11 protein-coding genes are annotated in these 15,281 nt (G+C 74.2%); 8 read left to right on the top strand and 3 right to left on the bottom strand.

Going from position 1 to position 15,281, the window contains the following annotated elements; translation table 11 throughout:
* Window positions 1-16: 16 nt before the first annotated feature.
* A complete protein-coding gene (locus OG393_RS11795; RefSeq protein ID WP_327378396.1) occupies window positions 17-1,348 on the bottom strand; it encodes an SWIM zinc finger family protein in 1,332 nt (443 codons plus the stop codon).
* A 143-nt stretch (window positions 1,349-1,491) separates the two neighbouring features.
* On the opposite strand from OG393_RS11795, the gene OG393_RS11790 reads away from it, so the two are divergent.
* The 5 genes from OG393_RS11790 (at window position 1,492) to sucD (ending at window position 8,743) form a co-directional block, all read left to right on the top strand.
* Window positions 1,492-2,652 carry an ATP-binding protein gene (locus OG393_RS11790; RefSeq protein ID WP_327374622.1) on the top strand — a complete coding sequence of 387 codons (1,161 nt, stop codon included), beginning with the start codon at window positions 1,492-1,494 and terminating at the stop codon, window positions 2,650-2,652.
* Window positions 2,649-4,976: a DUF5682 family protein gene (locus tag OG393_RS11785; RefSeq protein WP_327374621.1), complete on the top strand. Its 2,328-nt coding sequence runs from the start codon at window positions 2,649-2,651 to the stop codon at window positions 4,974-4,976. The genes OG393_RS11790 and OG393_RS11785 overlap by 4 nt, the downstream gene beginning before the upstream one ends.
* Before the next feature lie 37 nt (window positions 4,977-5,013).
* Complete coding sequence (locus tag OG393_RS11780; protein WP_327374620.1) at window positions 5,014-6,195, top strand: VWA domain-containing protein; 1,182 nt, start codon at window positions 5,014-5,016, stop codon at window positions 6,193-6,195.
* A 463-nt stretch (window positions 6,196-6,658) separates the two neighbouring features.
* Window positions 6,659-7,837 (top strand): ADP-forming succinate--CoA ligase subunit beta, encoded by a 1,179-nt coding sequence (gene sucC / locus OG393_RS11775; RefSeq protein ID WP_327374619.1) that lies wholly within the window; start codon window positions 6,659-6,661, stop codon window positions 7,835-7,837.
* A gap of 21 nt (window positions 7,838-7,858) precedes the next feature.
* Window positions 7,859-8,743 (top strand): succinate--CoA ligase subunit alpha, encoded by an 885-nt coding sequence (gene sucD / locus OG393_RS11770; protein WP_327374618.1) that lies wholly within the window; start codon window positions 7,859-7,861, stop codon window positions 8,741-8,743.
* A 161-nt stretch (window positions 8,744-8,904) separates the two neighbouring features.
* On the opposite strand, the gene OG393_RS11765 is transcribed toward sucD, so the two are convergent.
* Window positions 8,905-10,353, bottom strand: a complete 1,449-nt coding sequence (locus tag OG393_RS11765) for a helix-turn-helix domain-containing protein (protein WP_327374617.1) — start codon at window positions 10,351-10,353, stop codon at window positions 8,905-8,907.
* Window positions 10,354-10,481: 128 nt separating this feature from the next.
* Here OG393_RS11765 and OG393_RS11760 point away from each other — a divergent pair, with 128 nt between their 5' ends.
* Window positions 10,482-12,005, top strand: a complete 1,524-nt coding sequence (locus OG393_RS11760; protein WP_327374616.1) for a cell division protein PerM — start codon at window positions 10,482-10,484, stop codon at window positions 12,003-12,005.
* A 144-nt stretch (window positions 12,006-12,149) separates the two neighbouring features.
* Here OG393_RS11760 and OG393_RS11755 read toward each other — a convergent pair whose 3' ends face one another.
* Window positions 12,150-12,860, bottom strand: coding sequence for a hypothetical protein (locus tag OG393_RS11755; protein WP_327374615.1), 711 nt, complete (start codon window positions 12,858-12,860; stop codon window positions 12,150-12,152).
* Between the two features lie 238 nt (window positions 12,861-13,098).
* Between OG393_RS11755 and purN the strand changes: the two genes are divergently transcribed.
* The gene (gene purN, locus OG393_RS11750; protein WP_327374614.1) at window positions 13,099-13,710 is read left to right on the top strand and encodes a phosphoribosylglycinamide formyltransferase; all 612 of its coding nucleotides are present in this window, start codon (window positions 13,099-13,101) and stop codon (window positions 13,708-13,710) included.
* Window positions 13,707-15,269, top strand: coding sequence for a bifunctional phosphoribosylaminoimidazolecarboxamide formyltransferase/IMP cyclohydrolase (gene purH / locus OG393_RS11745; protein WP_327374613.1), 1,563 nt, complete (start codon window positions 13,707-13,709; stop codon window positions 15,267-15,269). The genes purN and purH overlap by 4 nt, the downstream gene beginning before the upstream one ends.
* Window positions 15,270-15,281 lie beyond the last annotated feature (12 nt).

The raw sequence follows: 15,281 nt of genomic DNA, 5'->3' as shown, positions 1-15,281 counted from the left end.
TCGGTGGCAGGGCCCGTCAGTGCAACGGGACGGTCTCGCCCGGGGCGTCCGCGGACCAGGCGGCGAGCGGGGTGAATCCCCGATGTCCGCACTCGCCGAAGACGGTCACGGGCCGCCCGCCGGAGAGGGCGGCCAGCCGCCACAGCCCGGGGCGGGCGAGCGCCGGGCCGCTGAGCGGCAGCGACTCGCCGCCGACTGCGTCCGCGAGCTGCCAGCCATGGTCCGTCGGTATCGGCACGACCTCGGCGAGGGTCACCGGCCAGGACTCCAGCCAGGGATCGTCCCGCAACGCGGAGCCGTAGACCGAGAGCGCCTCGCCGACGGAGCCTCCGGGCGGCGGCGCGTCGAGCGGGGCCGGCGCCGAGAACCGTGTGTCCAGATCGGCGCGCGGCGCGCCCGCGCCCGGCCGCGGGGTGACCGCGGCATCGATGACCACCCCGACGGGCAGGGCCAGTTCGGGTGCCCGCCCCGCCGCTCCGAAGGAGAGGAGCAGGGCGGTGCGCCCGCTCGTCCTGCCGTGCAGCCAGATCCGCCGGGTCGTCAGCCGGCCCTCGGAGGAGTCGTATTGGGCGAGGACCAGCCAGTGGTCCCGCACCGGGGTCCCGTCCGCGGGTGCGGGCAGACCGATCCGGGTGCGGACGGTCGCCGCGAGCGGATCGGGCAGACGGTCGACCGACAGCCAGGCCCGGTCCAGCAGATGGGTCAGCGCGCACTCCTCCAGGAGCCGCACCGGCCAGCCGGGGCCGGATCCCGGGATCGACCCCAACTCTCGCACTCGTTGGGCCAGCCCGGGTGCCTGGGCGTCGACCATGCGGGCCGCGGTCTCCTCCCACGGTCCGTAGCCGGACCGCTCGGCCGCGGCGAGTCCGCCGCGCAGCACATCGGCGAGCCGCCGCTCCAGCTCCTCCGTACCCGCGGTGATCCGGGCCGCCCGCCGGCCGGCGCGGCGACGCGCGGCCTCGGGGTCGGCCGGCGCGTCCGGCCCGCCCGCCGTTCCGCGGGCGTTCGACGCGGCGGCCCGCCCGCGCCGCTGCTCCAGCCACTGCCCCGCCCAGCCGGGAACCTCGCTGCTCCCGGCCGCCGGTTCGCCCCCGGACCAGAGCAGGAGCAGCCCCAGCGCGTGCTTGCACGGGAACTTCCGGCTGGGGCAACTGCACCTGTAGCCGGGGCCCGTGAGGTCGACCACCGTCCGGTACGGCGTGCTTCCGCTGCCGCGGCACAGGCCCCAGACGGCCCCGTCGCCGCTGCCCGTGCCGGACCACGGACCGGCCGTGCCGAGCTTGCTCCCCGCTCTGCGCGAGGCGTCGTCAGGAGCCAGAGCCAGCACCTGATCCGCCGTCCAGCGCACCCCCTGTGTGTCCATGCCCCGAAGGTAGGCGGAGCCACTGACAACGCCCTTGAGAACCCTTCCGAGCTGCGACGACGACGGATTGTCAGTGGCGTGGTGCACGGTGGATCACACATCAGGTCGAACGATCTGGAGGGGGATCCATGACCGTGCCCGAAACCGTCGCGAGCGCCGTGACCGAGGCCGAGACCACCACCGTTCCCGAGGCCGGGAGCGGCTCCGCGACCGCGGCGCTGCGACCGCACGCGGAACACGCCTTCGCCGACGAACTCAAGGCGCTGGCAGCGGCCGACGACCGCCCGCGGCCCGTGCGCTGGCAGCTGTCGCCCTGGGCCGTCGCCACCTATCTCCTCGGTGGCACCCTCCCCGACGGGACGGTGATCACGCCCAAGTACGTGGGGCCGCGCCGGATCGTCGAGGTCGCGGTCACCACGCTCGCCACCGACCGCGCGCTGCTCCTGCTCGGAGTGCCCGGCACCGCCAAGACCTGGGTCTCCGAGCATCTCGCCGCCGCCGTCAGCGGCGACTCGACCCTCCTGGTCCAGGGCACCGCGGGCACCCCCGAGGAAGCCATCCGATACGGCTGGAACTACGCGCGCCTGCTCGCCCACGGCCCCAGCAGGGACGCGCTCGTGCCCGGCCCCGTCATGCGGGCGATGTCCCAGGGCCTGACCGCTCGCGTGGAGGAACTGACCCGCATCCCCGCCGACGTGCAGGACACGCTCATCACGATCCTGTCCGAGAAGACCCTGCCGATACCGGAGCTGGGACAGGAGGCGCAGGCGGTCCGCGGCTTCAACCTGATCGCCACCGCCAACGACCGCGACCGCGGGGTCAACGACCTCTCCAGTGCGCTGCGCCGACGCTTCAACACCGTCGTGCTGCCGCTGCCCGCCACCCCGGACGCCGAGGTCGACATCGTCTCGCGCCGTGTCGACCAGATCGGCCGCTCGCTCGACCTTCCCGCGGTTCCCGAGGGCGTGGAGGAGATCCGCCGGGTCGTCACCGTCTTCCGCGAGCTGCGCGACGGGGTCACCACGGACGGCCGGACCAAGCTCAAGTCCCCTTCGGGGACACTGTCCACGGCCGAGGCCATCTCCGTCGTCACCGGCGGACTCGCGCTCGCCGCCCACTTCGGCGACGGCGTCCTGCGCCCCGCCGACGTCGCCGCCGGCATCCTCGGCGCGGTCGTCCGCGACCCCGCGGCGGACCGTGTCGTCTGGCAGGAGTACCTGGAGACGGTCGTCCGCGAGCGCGACGGCTGGAAGGACTTCTACCGCGCCTGCCGCGAGGCGAGCGCATGACGGCGCTTCGGGCGGCGCCGGCCGCCTCCCCGGCCGCGGCGGCACCCGCTGCCCGGCCGCCGGGCGCCGCCGGGCCGCTCGTCCTGGGAGTGCGGCACCACGGGCCCGGATCGGCACGGGCGGTGCGGGCGGCCTTGGAGGCGGTGCGGCCGGCGGCGGTGCTGATCGAGGGACCGCCCGAGGCGGACGGGCTGGTGGCCCTGGCCGGGGACGAGGACATGCGGCCACCCGTGGCGCTCCTCGCGCATGCCGTGGACGATCCCGGGCGGGCCGCCTTCTGGCCGTTCGCCGGTTTCTCCCCGGAGTGGGTGGCGATCCGGTGGGCCCTGGACGCGGGCGCCGTGGTGCGGTTCATCGACCTGCCCGCCGCGCACACCCTCGCCGCCGACCCCACCTGGGACGACGGGGAGGAGGCCGACCAGGGGGAGCGGATCGACCCGGTCGCCGAACTCGCGCGGGCCGCCGGGTACGACGACCCCGAGCGCTGGTGGGAGGACGCCGTCGAACTCCGCGGCACCGCCGACCCCATCGCCCCGTTCGAGGCCCTGGCCGAGGCCATGGGCGCGCTGCGCGACGCCTACGGGGACGGCGGCCGGCCGCGCGACCTCGTCCGAGAGGCGCACATGCGGCTGCGACTGCGTGCCGCCCGCAAGGAGTTCGGTGACGACATGGCCGTCGTCTGCGGTGCCTGGCACGTGCCCGCGGTGGGCCGGAAGACCACCGTCGCCGCCGACCGGGCCTTGCTCAAGGGCCTGCCCAAGGTGAGGACGGAGACCACCTGGGTCCCCTGGACCCACCGCCGGCTCGCCCGTCGCTCCGGCTACGGCGCCGGCATCGACTCACCCGGCTGGTACGGGCACTTGTTCGCCTCGCCGGACCGGCCGGTCGAACGCTGGATGACCAGGGTCGCCGGCCTCCTGCGGGCGGAGGACCGGATGGTCTCCTCCGCCCATGTCATCGAGGCCGTGCGTCTCGCCGAGACCCTCGCGGTGATGCGGGGCCGGCCGCTGGCCGGGCTCGGGGAGACCACCGACGCCGTACGCGCCGTCATGTGCGACGGCTCCGACGTCCCGCTCGACCTCGTGCACGACCGCCTCGTCGTCGGGGACGTCCTCGGCGAGGTGCCCGCCGGTGCCCCCGCCGTGCCGCTCCAGCGTGATCTGGCCCGGCTCCAGCGCGGCCTCCGCCTCAGGCCCGAGGCCCAGGAACGGCAACTGGAGCTGGACCTGCGCAAGGAGAACGACGCGGCCCGCAGCCGGATGCTGCACCGCCTGCGGCTGCTCTCCGTCGCCTGGGGCGAGCCGGTCGCCGGACGGGGCAGCACCGGCACCTTCCGGGAGACCTGGCGGCTGAGCTGGGAACCCGAACTGCACGTCCGGGTCGCCGAGGCGGGCGTCTGGGGCACCACCCTCGCCAGCGCCGCCACGGCGAAGGCCGAGAGCCGTGCACTGGAGGCCACAGCCCTCGCCGAGGTCACTTCCCTCGCCGAGCGGTGCCTGCTCGCCGGACTCTCCGAGGCGCTGCCCGTCGTCATGACGGCGCTCGCGGACCGGGCCGCACTCGACGCGGACGTCGGCCACCTCGCCGAGGCCCTGCCCGCACTCGCCCGCGCGCTGCGCTACGGCGACGTGCGGGCCACCGACACGGCAGCGCTCGGCGAGGTCGCCGCCGGGATCGCCGAGCGGGTCTGCGTCGCCCTCCCGCCGGCCTGCGCCGGACTGGACACGGAGGCCGCCACCGCCATGCGCGGCCATCTCGACGGCGTCCACACCGCCCTCGGCCTGCTGCCCGACGCCGCGGGACTCGTCGAGCGCTGGGGCGGAGTGCTGCTCCGGCTCGCCGACCGGGACGGCGTCCCCGGCGAGATACGGGGACGGGCGGCCCGCATCCTCCTCGACGACGGGCGGCTCGGCGAGGACGCGACCGCGCGGCTCATGAGCCGCGCGCTCTCGCCCGGGACCCCGCCCGCCGACGCCGCCTCCTGGATCGAGGGCTTCGTCGGCGGCGCCTCCGGCGGCGGCATGCTCCTCGTCCACGACGCGCGTCTCCTCGGCCTGGTCGACACCTGGCTGACCGCGGTGCCCCCGCGGGCGTTCACCGACGTCCTGCCCCTGCTGCGCCGGACGTTCTCGGCGTACGAGCCCGGTGTGCGCCGCACCTTGGGCGAACGGGTCGCACGGGGCCCGTCTGTCGGGACGCCCGCCCGCGCGGGGGCCGGCACGGCGGGCTTCGCCGAGGGACTCGACGAGGCGCGGGCCGACGCGGTCCTGCCGGTCCTGCGACTGCTCCTCGGACACGGGGAGCCGGAGGGGGCGGGCCGATGAACGCTACGGGACACGACGGGTGGGGGAGGGCGGACCGATGAACGGCACCGGACACGACGGGAATCCGTCACACGACGAGCGGCTGCGCCGCTGGCGCATGGTCCTCGGAGGGGGCGCGGCCGACGGCACAGGCTGCTCCCTCGCGGGCGCCGACGCGGCGATGGACGGAGCCCTGACCGCGCTCTACGGACGCGGCGACGGCCGGCCCGCCGGGCGGGAACGCTCGGCAGGACTCGGTGCCTCGGCGCCCTCCGTGGCCCGCTGGCTCGGTGACATCCGTACGTACTTCCCCGGTTCCGTCGTCCAGGTCATGCAGCGCGACGCGATCGACCGGCTCGGTCTGTCCACCCTGCTCCTGGAGCCGGAGATGCTGGAGGCCGTCGAGGCGGACGTCCATCTCGTGGGCACCCTGCTCTCGCTCGGCAAGGCCATGCCCGAGACGACGAAGGAGACGGCCCGGACCGTCGTGGGCAAGGTCGTCGCCGACATCGAGAAGCGTCTGGCGACCCGGACCAGGGCCACGCTCACCGGCGCGCTCGACCGTTCGGCCCGGATCAGTCGTCCCCGGCACCGTGACATCGACTGGGACCGCACGATCCGCGCCAACCTCAGGAACTACCTGCCCGAGTACCGCACGGTCGTCCCCGAGCGGCTGATCGGACACGGCCGGGCGGCGCGGTCGGTGAAGAAGGACGTCGTGCTCTGCGTCGACCAGTCCGGTTCGATGGCCGCCTCGGTGGTGTACGCCTCGGTGTTCGGCGCCGTCCTCGCCTCGATGCGGTCGATCTCCACCCGGCTCGTCGTCTTCGACACGGCGGTCGTCGACCTGACCGAGCAGCTCGAGGACCCCGTCGACGTGCTCTTCGGCACGCAGCTCGGCGGGGGCACCGACATCAACCGCGCGCTCGCCTACTGCCAGTCGAGGATCACCCGGCCCGCCGAGACCGTCGTGGTCCTCATCAGCGACCTCTACGAGGGGGGCATCCGTGACGAGATGCTGAAGCGGGTGGCGGCCATGAAGGCGTCCGGAGTGCAGTTCGTCGCCTTGCTGGCGCTTTCCGACGAGGGCGTCCCGGCGTACGACCGCGAGCACGCGGCGGCCCTCGCCGCGCTCGGAGCCCCGGCCTTCGCCTGCACCCCGGACCTCTTTCCCGAGATCATGGCGGCGGCGATCGAGAAGCGTCCGCTGCCGGTCCCTGACCCGGCGACCCGCCCGTAGCCCCGCCCCGGGTCCGGCCGTCGGCCGCGCCCGGTCCCGGGGGCGGGAGGGCGCGATCCCCGGGGCTTCGCCGTGCGGAATCCGTCGTCCGGAAGCCACCCGGCCGGGTGCGCCCCGCTCGACTGAGGCCCATGTCACAGGGCCGCCCGCGCGCACCTCACCCCCCGGCCGGGCGCGCCGTGAGCCCGCGGACCCCGTCTCCCGCCTGCCCACCGAGGTACCGGGCGGTCTTCCGCACCCCCTACGGACCGCCCGGTACCCCCTACGGCCTGTGACCCGTATCACCGCTCAGGTGTGATCTGCGATTTAGGGACCCAGGTCCCTCGGGGATAACCTGCGAGACGGACATGCCGCGCCCACGGACACCGTGTACGCCTCCCTTGTGACAGCGCAGTCACGTTGCCCTTCGCGGCACGCCCACGCAGACAACGAACCGCGATCATCAGAAAAGGGACGGACGCGCGTGGACCTGTTCGAGTACCAGGCGAGGGACCTCTTCGCCAAGCACGGTGTACCGGTGCTGGCCGGTGAAGTCATCGACACGCCTGAGGCGGCGCGCGAGGCCACCGAGCGTCTTGGCGGCAAGTCGGTCGTCAAGGCGCAGGTGAAGGTCGGCGGCCGCGGCAAGGCCGGCGGCGTGAAGCTGGCCGCCACCCCGGACGAGGCCGTCGCCCGCGCGACGGACATCCTCGGGATGGACATCAAGGGCCACACGGTCCACAAGGTGATGATCGCGGAGACCGCTCCGGAGATCGTCGAGGAGTACTACGTCTCCTACCTCCTCGACCGCACCAACCGCACCTTCCTGGCCATGGCCTCGGTGGCCGGTGGCATGGACATCGAGGAGGTCGCCGCGACGACCCCCGAGAAGCTGGCCAAGGTGCCGGTCGACTCCAACACCGGGGTCGACATCGAGAAGGCCCGCGAGATCGTGGCCCTGGCGCAGTTCCCGGCCGACGTGGCCGAGAAGGTCGCCGAGGTCCTGGTGACCCTCTGGAAGACCTTCGTCGCCGAGGACGCGCTCCTCGTCGAGGTCAACCCGCTGGCCAAGGTCGTCTCCGGCGACATCCTGGCCCTCGACGGAAAGGTGTCTCTCGACGAGAACGCCGACTTCCGTCAGCCCGAGCACGAGGCGCTCGAGGACAAGGCCGCAGCCAACCCGCTCGAGGCTGCCGCCAAGGCCAAGAACCTCAACTACGTCAAGCTCGACGGCGAGGTCGGCATCATCGGCAACGGCGCCGGCCTGGTCATGTCGACCCTGGACGTCGTCGCGTACGCCGGTGAGAACCACGGTGGCGTGAAACCCGCCAACTTCCTCGACATCGGCGGCGGCGCGTCCGCCGAGGTCATGGCGAACGGCCTGGAGATCATCCTGGGCGACCCGGACGTCAAGTCCGTCTTCGTCAACGTCTTCGGTGGCATCACCGCCTGTGACGAGGTCGCCAACGGCATCGTCCAGGCCCTGGCGCTTCTCGCCTCCAAGGGCGAAGAGGTCACCAAGCCGCTGGTCGTGCGCCTCGACGGCAACAACGCGGAGCTGGGTCGCAAGATCCTGTCGGACGCGAACCACCCGCTCGTGCAGCGTGTGGACACCATGGACGGCGCGGCCGACAAGGCCGCCGAGCTCGCGGCTGCGAAGTAAAGGGACGAGGTCAAGCACACCATGGCTATCTTCCTCAACAAGGACAGCAAGGTCATCGTCCAGGGCATGACGGGTGCCACGGGCATGAAGCACACCAAGCTCATGCTGGGTGACGGCACCAACATCGTCGGCGGCGTGAACCCGCGCAAGGCCGGCACGTCCGTCGACTTCGACGGCACCGAGGTCCCGGTCTTCGGGTCGGTCGCCGAGGCGATGAAGGAGACCGGCGCCAACGTCTCGGTCCTCTTCGTCCCGCCGGCCTTCGCCAAGGCCGCCGTGGTCGAGGCGATCGACGCCGAGATCCCGCTCGCCGTCGTCATCACCGAGGGCATCGCCGTCCACGACTCCGCCGCCTTCTGGGCGTACGCGCAGTCGAAGGGCAACAAGACCCGGATCATCGGCCCGAACTGCCCGGGTCTGATCACCCCCGGCCAGTCCAACGCCGGCATCATCCCGGGCGACATCACGAAGCCGGGCCGCATCGGCCTGGTCTCGAAGTCCGGCACGCTGACGTACCAGATGATGTACGAGCTCCGTGACATCGGCTTCTCGTCCGCCGTCGGCATCGGTGGCGACCCGGTCATCGGTACGACGCACATCGACGCCCTCGCGGCGTTCGAGGCCGACCCCGACACCGACCTGATCGTCATGATCGGTGAGATCGGCGGCGACGCCGAGGAGCGTGCGGCCGACTTCATCAAGGCCAACGTCACCAAGCCGGTCGTCGGCTACGTCGCGGGCTTCACCGCGCCCGAGGGCAAGACCATGGGCCACGCCGGCGCCATCGTCTCCGGCTCCTCCGGCACCGCCCAGGCGAAGAAGGAGGCCCTGGAGGCCGCGGGCGTCAAGGTCGGCAAGACGCCGACGGAGACGGCCAAGCTGGCGCGCGCGATCCTCGCGGGCTGACCGCCGGATCACCCGTACGTGAGAGGGCCCCGCACCCGGGAGACCGGGGGCGGGGCCCTCTCACGTACGGGCCGCCTCGGTCTGGCGGCCCGCCGCCTCGGGTGCTTCTCCGTCTCGGCGCGGGCCTGCCGCTCGGCCGGACGCGAGGGCGCCACGCGGGCTCAGCGCGGATCGGGGACCAGTCGCTCCGGCCCGTTGTGGGGCAGCTTCCGGAGCTGTACCCGCAGCTCCTCGTCCTCGGGGGTGAGCTTCTGAGAGCCGTTGCGGACCGGGACGCCTTCGACCGTTCGGCCGGGGGCGTTCACCGGGAGGTACTGCGTGGGCGCTGTGGCGGCCGTGAACGCGGTCATGGCGATGAGGGCCGCCGTCACGCCGAGGGCCGTCCGCGTCCACGTCCGGCCGCGCCGCTCGCCGTGCGTGCGGACCTCGGCGGGTTCCGCGAGCGTCGCCGCCGGAGCCTCGGCGACCATTCGTCCCAGGAGCCGCTGCAGTTCCTCCGGGCGGGCCAGCTCGGGGACGTGACCGCCGATGACCGTGCGGGCGTGCAGCAGCCGGTTCGCCGCGGCGGGCGTGCTGGCCTCGGTCTCGGCGGCCGTCTCGGGCAGGTCGAGGCCGAGGCCGTCGTAGAGCAGCACGGTGCGCCGGTACGGCGGCGGCAGTTCCAGCAGGGCCGCCAGCAACGCGCGGCGCGCGGCGTCGGTGGGCGCGCCGTCGGGATGCCGGTGGGCCCGGCGCAGCCGGTGCCAGGGGGAGAGGGCGTACTCGTAGGCCGCGGCCCGGACCCAGCCCACGGGGTCGCGGTCCACCGCCACCTCGGGCCAGCGCTGCCAGGCCAGCAGGAAGGCGTGCTCGACGGACTCACGGGAGAGTCCGCGCCGGCCGGTGAGGAGGTACGTCTGGTGTACGAGTCCCGGAGCGGCGTGCGCGTACAGCGCGTCGAAGGCCCCTTCCGGGGTGAGTGAGGGTTCGACGGCGGTCTCCTCGCCCCGTTCGCCCTCCGCGGCCCGCTGTGGCGCGGCACCGGCGGGGGTGTCCGTGGGGTGCGCCGTCGACCGGGGCCCGGTGCCCGAGCCGCCCGGTTTCAGGCGTTCCTGCGGTGTGTGGAGGGGCGTGGGGCCGGGAGCCGGGTTCTCGGGTGGTCTGGCGGCGCGCTTGGCGGCCGTCCGCGGCCGGGTGTTCGCGGTGGGTCCCGTGGAGGGCTGGGGACCGGCAGGCGCGTGGCGGGCGGAGGGCTCCGGCGCCGGCTCCGCCCCGGTGGCCTCCTGGCCGGGCGCGGGCGACGTGCCGGGCGCGGTGTCGAAGGCCCGCGCGCCGGGCGGGTGGGCCTCCTCGCGCGCCTCGTCCCGGGCGTGCGCGCCGAGGCCGCCCGAGGCGCCACCGGTGCTCGCGCTCGCGTGCGCCTCCTCGTGGGCACCGAGCAGCTTCGCGTACGCCTCCCGCTTCCGGCCCCGGGGATCGGTGCGGCCGGTCTCCCAGGACCGCACGGTGGCCCGGGTGACGCCCATGGCCTCGGCGATCTGCTCCTCGCTGAGAGCCCTGGCCTCGCGCAGGCGGCGGCGCTCCTTGGGGGAGGGCAGCGGGGTCGCGGGATCGGCGGCCCTCCGGCTCATCGGACTCATCGGCGACGACCTCCCGCAGAGCTGCTCCGGGCGGAAAAGTACATAAACGTATCTTGAGCGACACAACGGCGGTTTGCCTGTTACGCGAGAAAAGCGCGTGTCGTTGGCAGCATGGGCGCGTGAGCCATCCGACCGAGCAGTCTCCGCCGTTGTCACCGAACCCGCTGGTCAAGGGCGGGCGGTACGCCACCCTGGTGGACGCGTGTGTGCGCGGCGGGGCCGCGGCGGCCCTCGGGCTCGGCGCGCTGGCCGTCGTGGTGACCGCCGCGTGGATCACCTCCCCGTACCCCGACGGCAGCCCCGGCGGGGCGCTGCACCTGGCCGCGGGACTCTGGCTGCTGGCCCACGGGGTGGATCTGGTCCGCACCGACACCCTCTCCGGTGTGCCCGCGCCGCTCGGGGTGGCCCCGATGCTGCTCATGGTGCTGCCGGGCTGGCTGGCCCACCGGGCCGCCCGCGACGCCTTCGACGCGGAGGAGGGCCGGCCGAAGCTCACCGCGGCCGGTGCGGTGGGCGCGGTCACCGGGGGCTACCTGCTGGTCGCCGCCGGTGTGGTGGCCTCCTCGGCGAGCGGCCCGCTGCCCGCCGACCCCCTTGCGGCGGCGCTGTGGCTGCCCGTGGTGGTCACCGCCTCGGCGGGTCTGGGCGTCTGGACGGCGTGCGGGCGACCGCTGCCGGAGCAGGAGCACGCGGCTGTGGCGCTGCGCTCGGCCGCGCTCGCCGCGGGGACCCTCCTGGTGGGCGGGGCGCTGCTGGTCGCCGTCTCGCTGGCCTGGCACGCGGGCGCGGCGCACACCTCCTTCGCGCGGCTCGCGGGGGACTGGTCCGGACGGGCGTCGGTGGTGCTGCTGGCCCTGGCACTGGTGCCGAACGCGTCGGTCTGGGCCGCGTCCTACGCGCTCGGGCCGGGAGTCGCCCTCGGCCCCGGGATCTGGGCGACCCCGCTGGGGCTCTCGGGCGGGGCGGCCGTCCCGCCCTTCCCGCTGCTGGCCGCGCTGCCCACCGAGGGGCCGGGGGCATGGCCGCAGTGGGCCGCCGCCGTGATCGCGCCGGCCGCGGCGCTCCTCCTGGGGTGGCGGGTGGGGCGGTCCGCGCGCTGGTGGGCGGCGCGCGAAGCGGCTCTGACGGCGCTGGCCGCGTCCTGGGCCTGCGGGGCGGTGCTGGCCCTGCTCGCGGCGCTCGCGGGCGGACCGCTCGGCACGGGCAGGCTGTCCGCCTTCGGCCCGGTGTGGTGGCAGACGGGCGCGGCGGCGGTGCTGTGGTGCGCGGTGGTGGCGGTGCCGACGACGCTCGGGGTACGGGCCTGGGCGCGGCGTGACAGGAGTCCCGCGGCCGACGGGGCGTCGGCCCCGGTCGGCGCGGGCGGCGCGCCCCTCGGCCCGGCGGCCGTGCCCGAGGCCGACCGGGTCGTGGACCCCGAGCCGCTCCTCGACGACGAGGACGAGTCCGCGTTCGAGTCGTACGGCTTCCTTCCGGCGGCCTGGGAGCCGACGCCCCTGCCCGGACCCACGTCCCCGGCTCCGTCCCCTGACCCGTCCGCGCCTCAGGCTCCGTCCGCGCCCCCGGCCCCGTCGTCGTCCGATCCTTTGCCGGGGCCGGGCGGGGAGCCGTCCGCGCAGACCCCACCGGATTCCGTCGGCTGACGGCGCGCCGGCGTTCCCCCCGGCGCCCTGGGCCGGTGAGGCGCGGGAGCGAGGACGCGCCCACCCCGCGACGAGGGCCGCGGGCCGCGAGACGACGCGTGCGAGGTGCGCCGGGCGCCGCGGGGGCCGTCCCGGGGCCGGGTGTCAGTCGCGTACCCCGAAGACGTCCTGGAGCTGCTTCGGCAGCAGGTCGTTGCAGGCCAGCTGTCCGGACTTGGTCAGGGCGTCGTCGACGCAGGTGTAGAAGTCGCGGTAGACGAGCTGCATGGTGAAGCTGCCGGCCACGATCAGCAGGGCCAGGGCTCCCGCGACCAGTCCGCTGACGGCCGCCGTGCGCTGCGCGCGGGCCGCGACGGGAGCGCCGGGAGCGGCCGGCGCCGCGGAGCGGGGGGCGGGTGCCGACGGGGCGGCCGGGTCACCGGTCGCGGGCTTCGGCTTGGCGCGCAGGGCACTGACCGCCCAGTACAGGGCGAGGGCGCCCAGCAGCAGCGCGAGTTCCCGGATCTCGAAGATCGCGAAGAAGAACGCCCACATGCCGGAGAGGAGCGCGTACCGCGCACGGCGCTGGGCCGGGTCCGTCGGGTCCCACTTCAGGCCCGGCTTCCGGTTTCCCTCCGGGCCGCCGCCCGGACCCGTCGGCCGCTCGGGGCGGCGGCCGAAGCCGTCGGAGGAGCGGCCCGGCTGATGGCTGCTCCAGCGTCCCCCGGAGCCCGAGGACCCGGAATCCCCGGACGGGCCGGACGACGGGTCGTCGTCCGAGCCCTCCGGACGCCGTGGCTGCCACGGCTGGTCCGGCTGCCCTTCGGGCGGCGGCGCGAACGGGTTGTTGTCGTCCGTGGACTGGCGTTCCGGCATCTGCTGAACGTCTTCCCTCTGTCGTCGCGACTGCGGTGTCTGCTTTCGTCGAACCCCGACGCTACCCCCCGGCCACGCCCCCGTCCCGTGGGGGCCGTCCGGTGTGCCGGTATCGTTGCTGACGGTCGAGCCCTTCGTAGGGTTCCCCGTATCCCGGGACACGATTCATTCGTATGACCACACAAAGACGCAGTCCGTCGACCAAGCCGCTCCGCCGCACAGCGAAAAGAGTCCCTCCGTGGCCGCCCGCCTCGTCGTCCTGGTCTCAGGGTCCGGCACCAATCTCCAGGCCCTGCTCGACGCCATCGCCGCCGGTCCCGACGCCTACGGCGCTGAGATCGTCGCGGTCGGGGCCGACCGCGAGGGCATCGCCGGGCTGGAGCGCGCCGAGCGCGCCGGGCTGCCCACCTTCGTGTGTCGGGTGAAGGACTTCGCCACCCGCGAGGAGTGGGACCGGGCGTTGACCGAGGCCACCGCCGCGCATGAACCCGACCTCGTCGTCTCGGCCGGCTTCATGAAGATCGTGGGAAAGGAGTTCCTGGGTCGCTTCGGGGGGCGGGTCGTCAACACCCACCCGGCGCTGCTGCCCAGCTTTCCCGGTGCCCACGGAGTGCGGGACGCGCTCGCGTACGGCGCGAAGGTCACCGGATGCACCGTCCACTTCGTCGACGACGGTGTCGACACCGGCCCCATCATCGCCCAGGGCGTGGTCGAGGTCCGGGACGAGGACGACGAAGCCGCTCTCCATGAGCGCATCAAGGAAGTCGAGCGTTCGCTGCTCGTCGAGGTCGTGGGGCGTCTGGCCCGGCACGGCTACCGCATTGAGGGACGAAAGGTAACAATCCCGTGACCGCCGAAGGTACGAAGCGCCCCATCCGCCGCGCGCTCGTCAGTGTCTACGACAAGACCGGCCTGGAGGAGCTGGCCCGCGGCCTGCACGAGGCGGGTGTCTCCCTCGTCTCCACCGGCTCCACCGCCGCGAAGATCGCCGCGGCCGGCGTCCCGGTCACCAAGGTCGAGGAGCTGACCGGCTTCCCCGAGTGCCTGGACGGCCGGGTCAAGACGCTCCACCCGCGCGTGCACGCCGGCATCCTCGCCGACCTGCGCTTGGAGGACCACCGCGCCCAGCTCGCCGAGCTGGGTGTCGAGCCCTTCGACCTGGTGGTCGTGAACCTGTACCCGTTCAAGGAGACCGTCGCCTCCGGCGCCACCCCCGACGAGTGCGTCGAGCAGATCGACATCGGCGGCCCCTCGATGGTCCGTGCCGCCGCCAAGAACCACCCCTCGGTCGCCGTCGTCACCAGCCCGGCCCGCTACGCCGACGTGCTCACCGCGGCCCGCGAGGGCGGCTTCGAACTCGCGGCCCGCAAGCGGCTTGCGGCCGAGGCGTTCCAGCACACCGCCGCCTACGACGTCGCCGTGGCCGCCTGGTTCGCCGACGACTACGCCGCCGCCGACGACTCCGGCTTCCCCGACTTCCTGGGCGCCACCTACGAGCGTTCCGCGGTACTCCGCTACGGCGAGAACCCGCACCAGGGCGCCGCGCTCTACGTCGACGGCACCGGCGGCCTGGCCGAGGCGGAGCAGCTGCACGGCAAGGAGATGTCGTACAACAACTACACGGACACCGACGCGGCGCGCCGGGCCGCGTACGACCACGCCGAGCCCTGCGTCGCGATCATCAAGCACGCGAACCCGTGCGGCATCGCCGTCGGCGCGGACGTCGCCGAGGCCCATCGCAAGGCGCACGCCTGCGACCCGCTCTCCGCGTTCGGCGGCGTGATCGCCGTCAACCGTCCGGTCTCCGTCGCGATGGCCGAGCAGGTGGCCGAGATCTTCACCGAGGTCATCGTCGCCCCCGGCTACGAGGACGGCGCGGTGGAGGTCCTCGCCAGGAAGAAGAACATCCGGGTCCTGCGCGCCGAGGGCGCCCCGGCCGACCCGGTCGAGGTCAAGCCCATCGACGGCGGCGCGCTGCTCCAGGTCACCGACCGGCTCCAGGCCGACGGCGACAAGCCCGAGAACTGGACCCTGGCCACGGGTGAGGCGCTGTCCGCCGAGGAACTGGCCGAGCTCGCCTTCGCGTGGAACGCGTGCCGCGCCGTCAAGTCCAACGCGATCCTGCTGGCCAGGGGCGGCGCCTCGGTCGGCGTCGGCATGGGACAGGTCAACCGCGTGGACTCCGCCAAGCTCGCCGTCGAGCGTGCCGGCGAGGAGCGGGCGCGCGGTTCCTTCGCCGCCTCCGACGCCTTCTTCCCCTTCCCCGACGGCCTGGAGATCCTGCTGGAGGCCGGCGTCCGGGCGGTCGTGCAGCCCGGTGGCTCGGTCCGTGACGAGCAGGTCGTCGAGGCCGCGAAGAAGGCCGGCGTGACCATGTACTTCACGGGCACCCGCCACTTCTTCCACTGACGGACGCGGACA

The organism is Streptomyces sp. NBC_01216 (assembly GCF_035994945.1).
Classification (GTDB): Bacteria; Actinomycetota; Actinomycetes; order Streptomycetales; family Streptomycetaceae; genus Streptomyces.
Note: the sequence above shows the minus strand (reverse complement) of the source record. Positions and strands in the feature narration are given on the sequence as shown.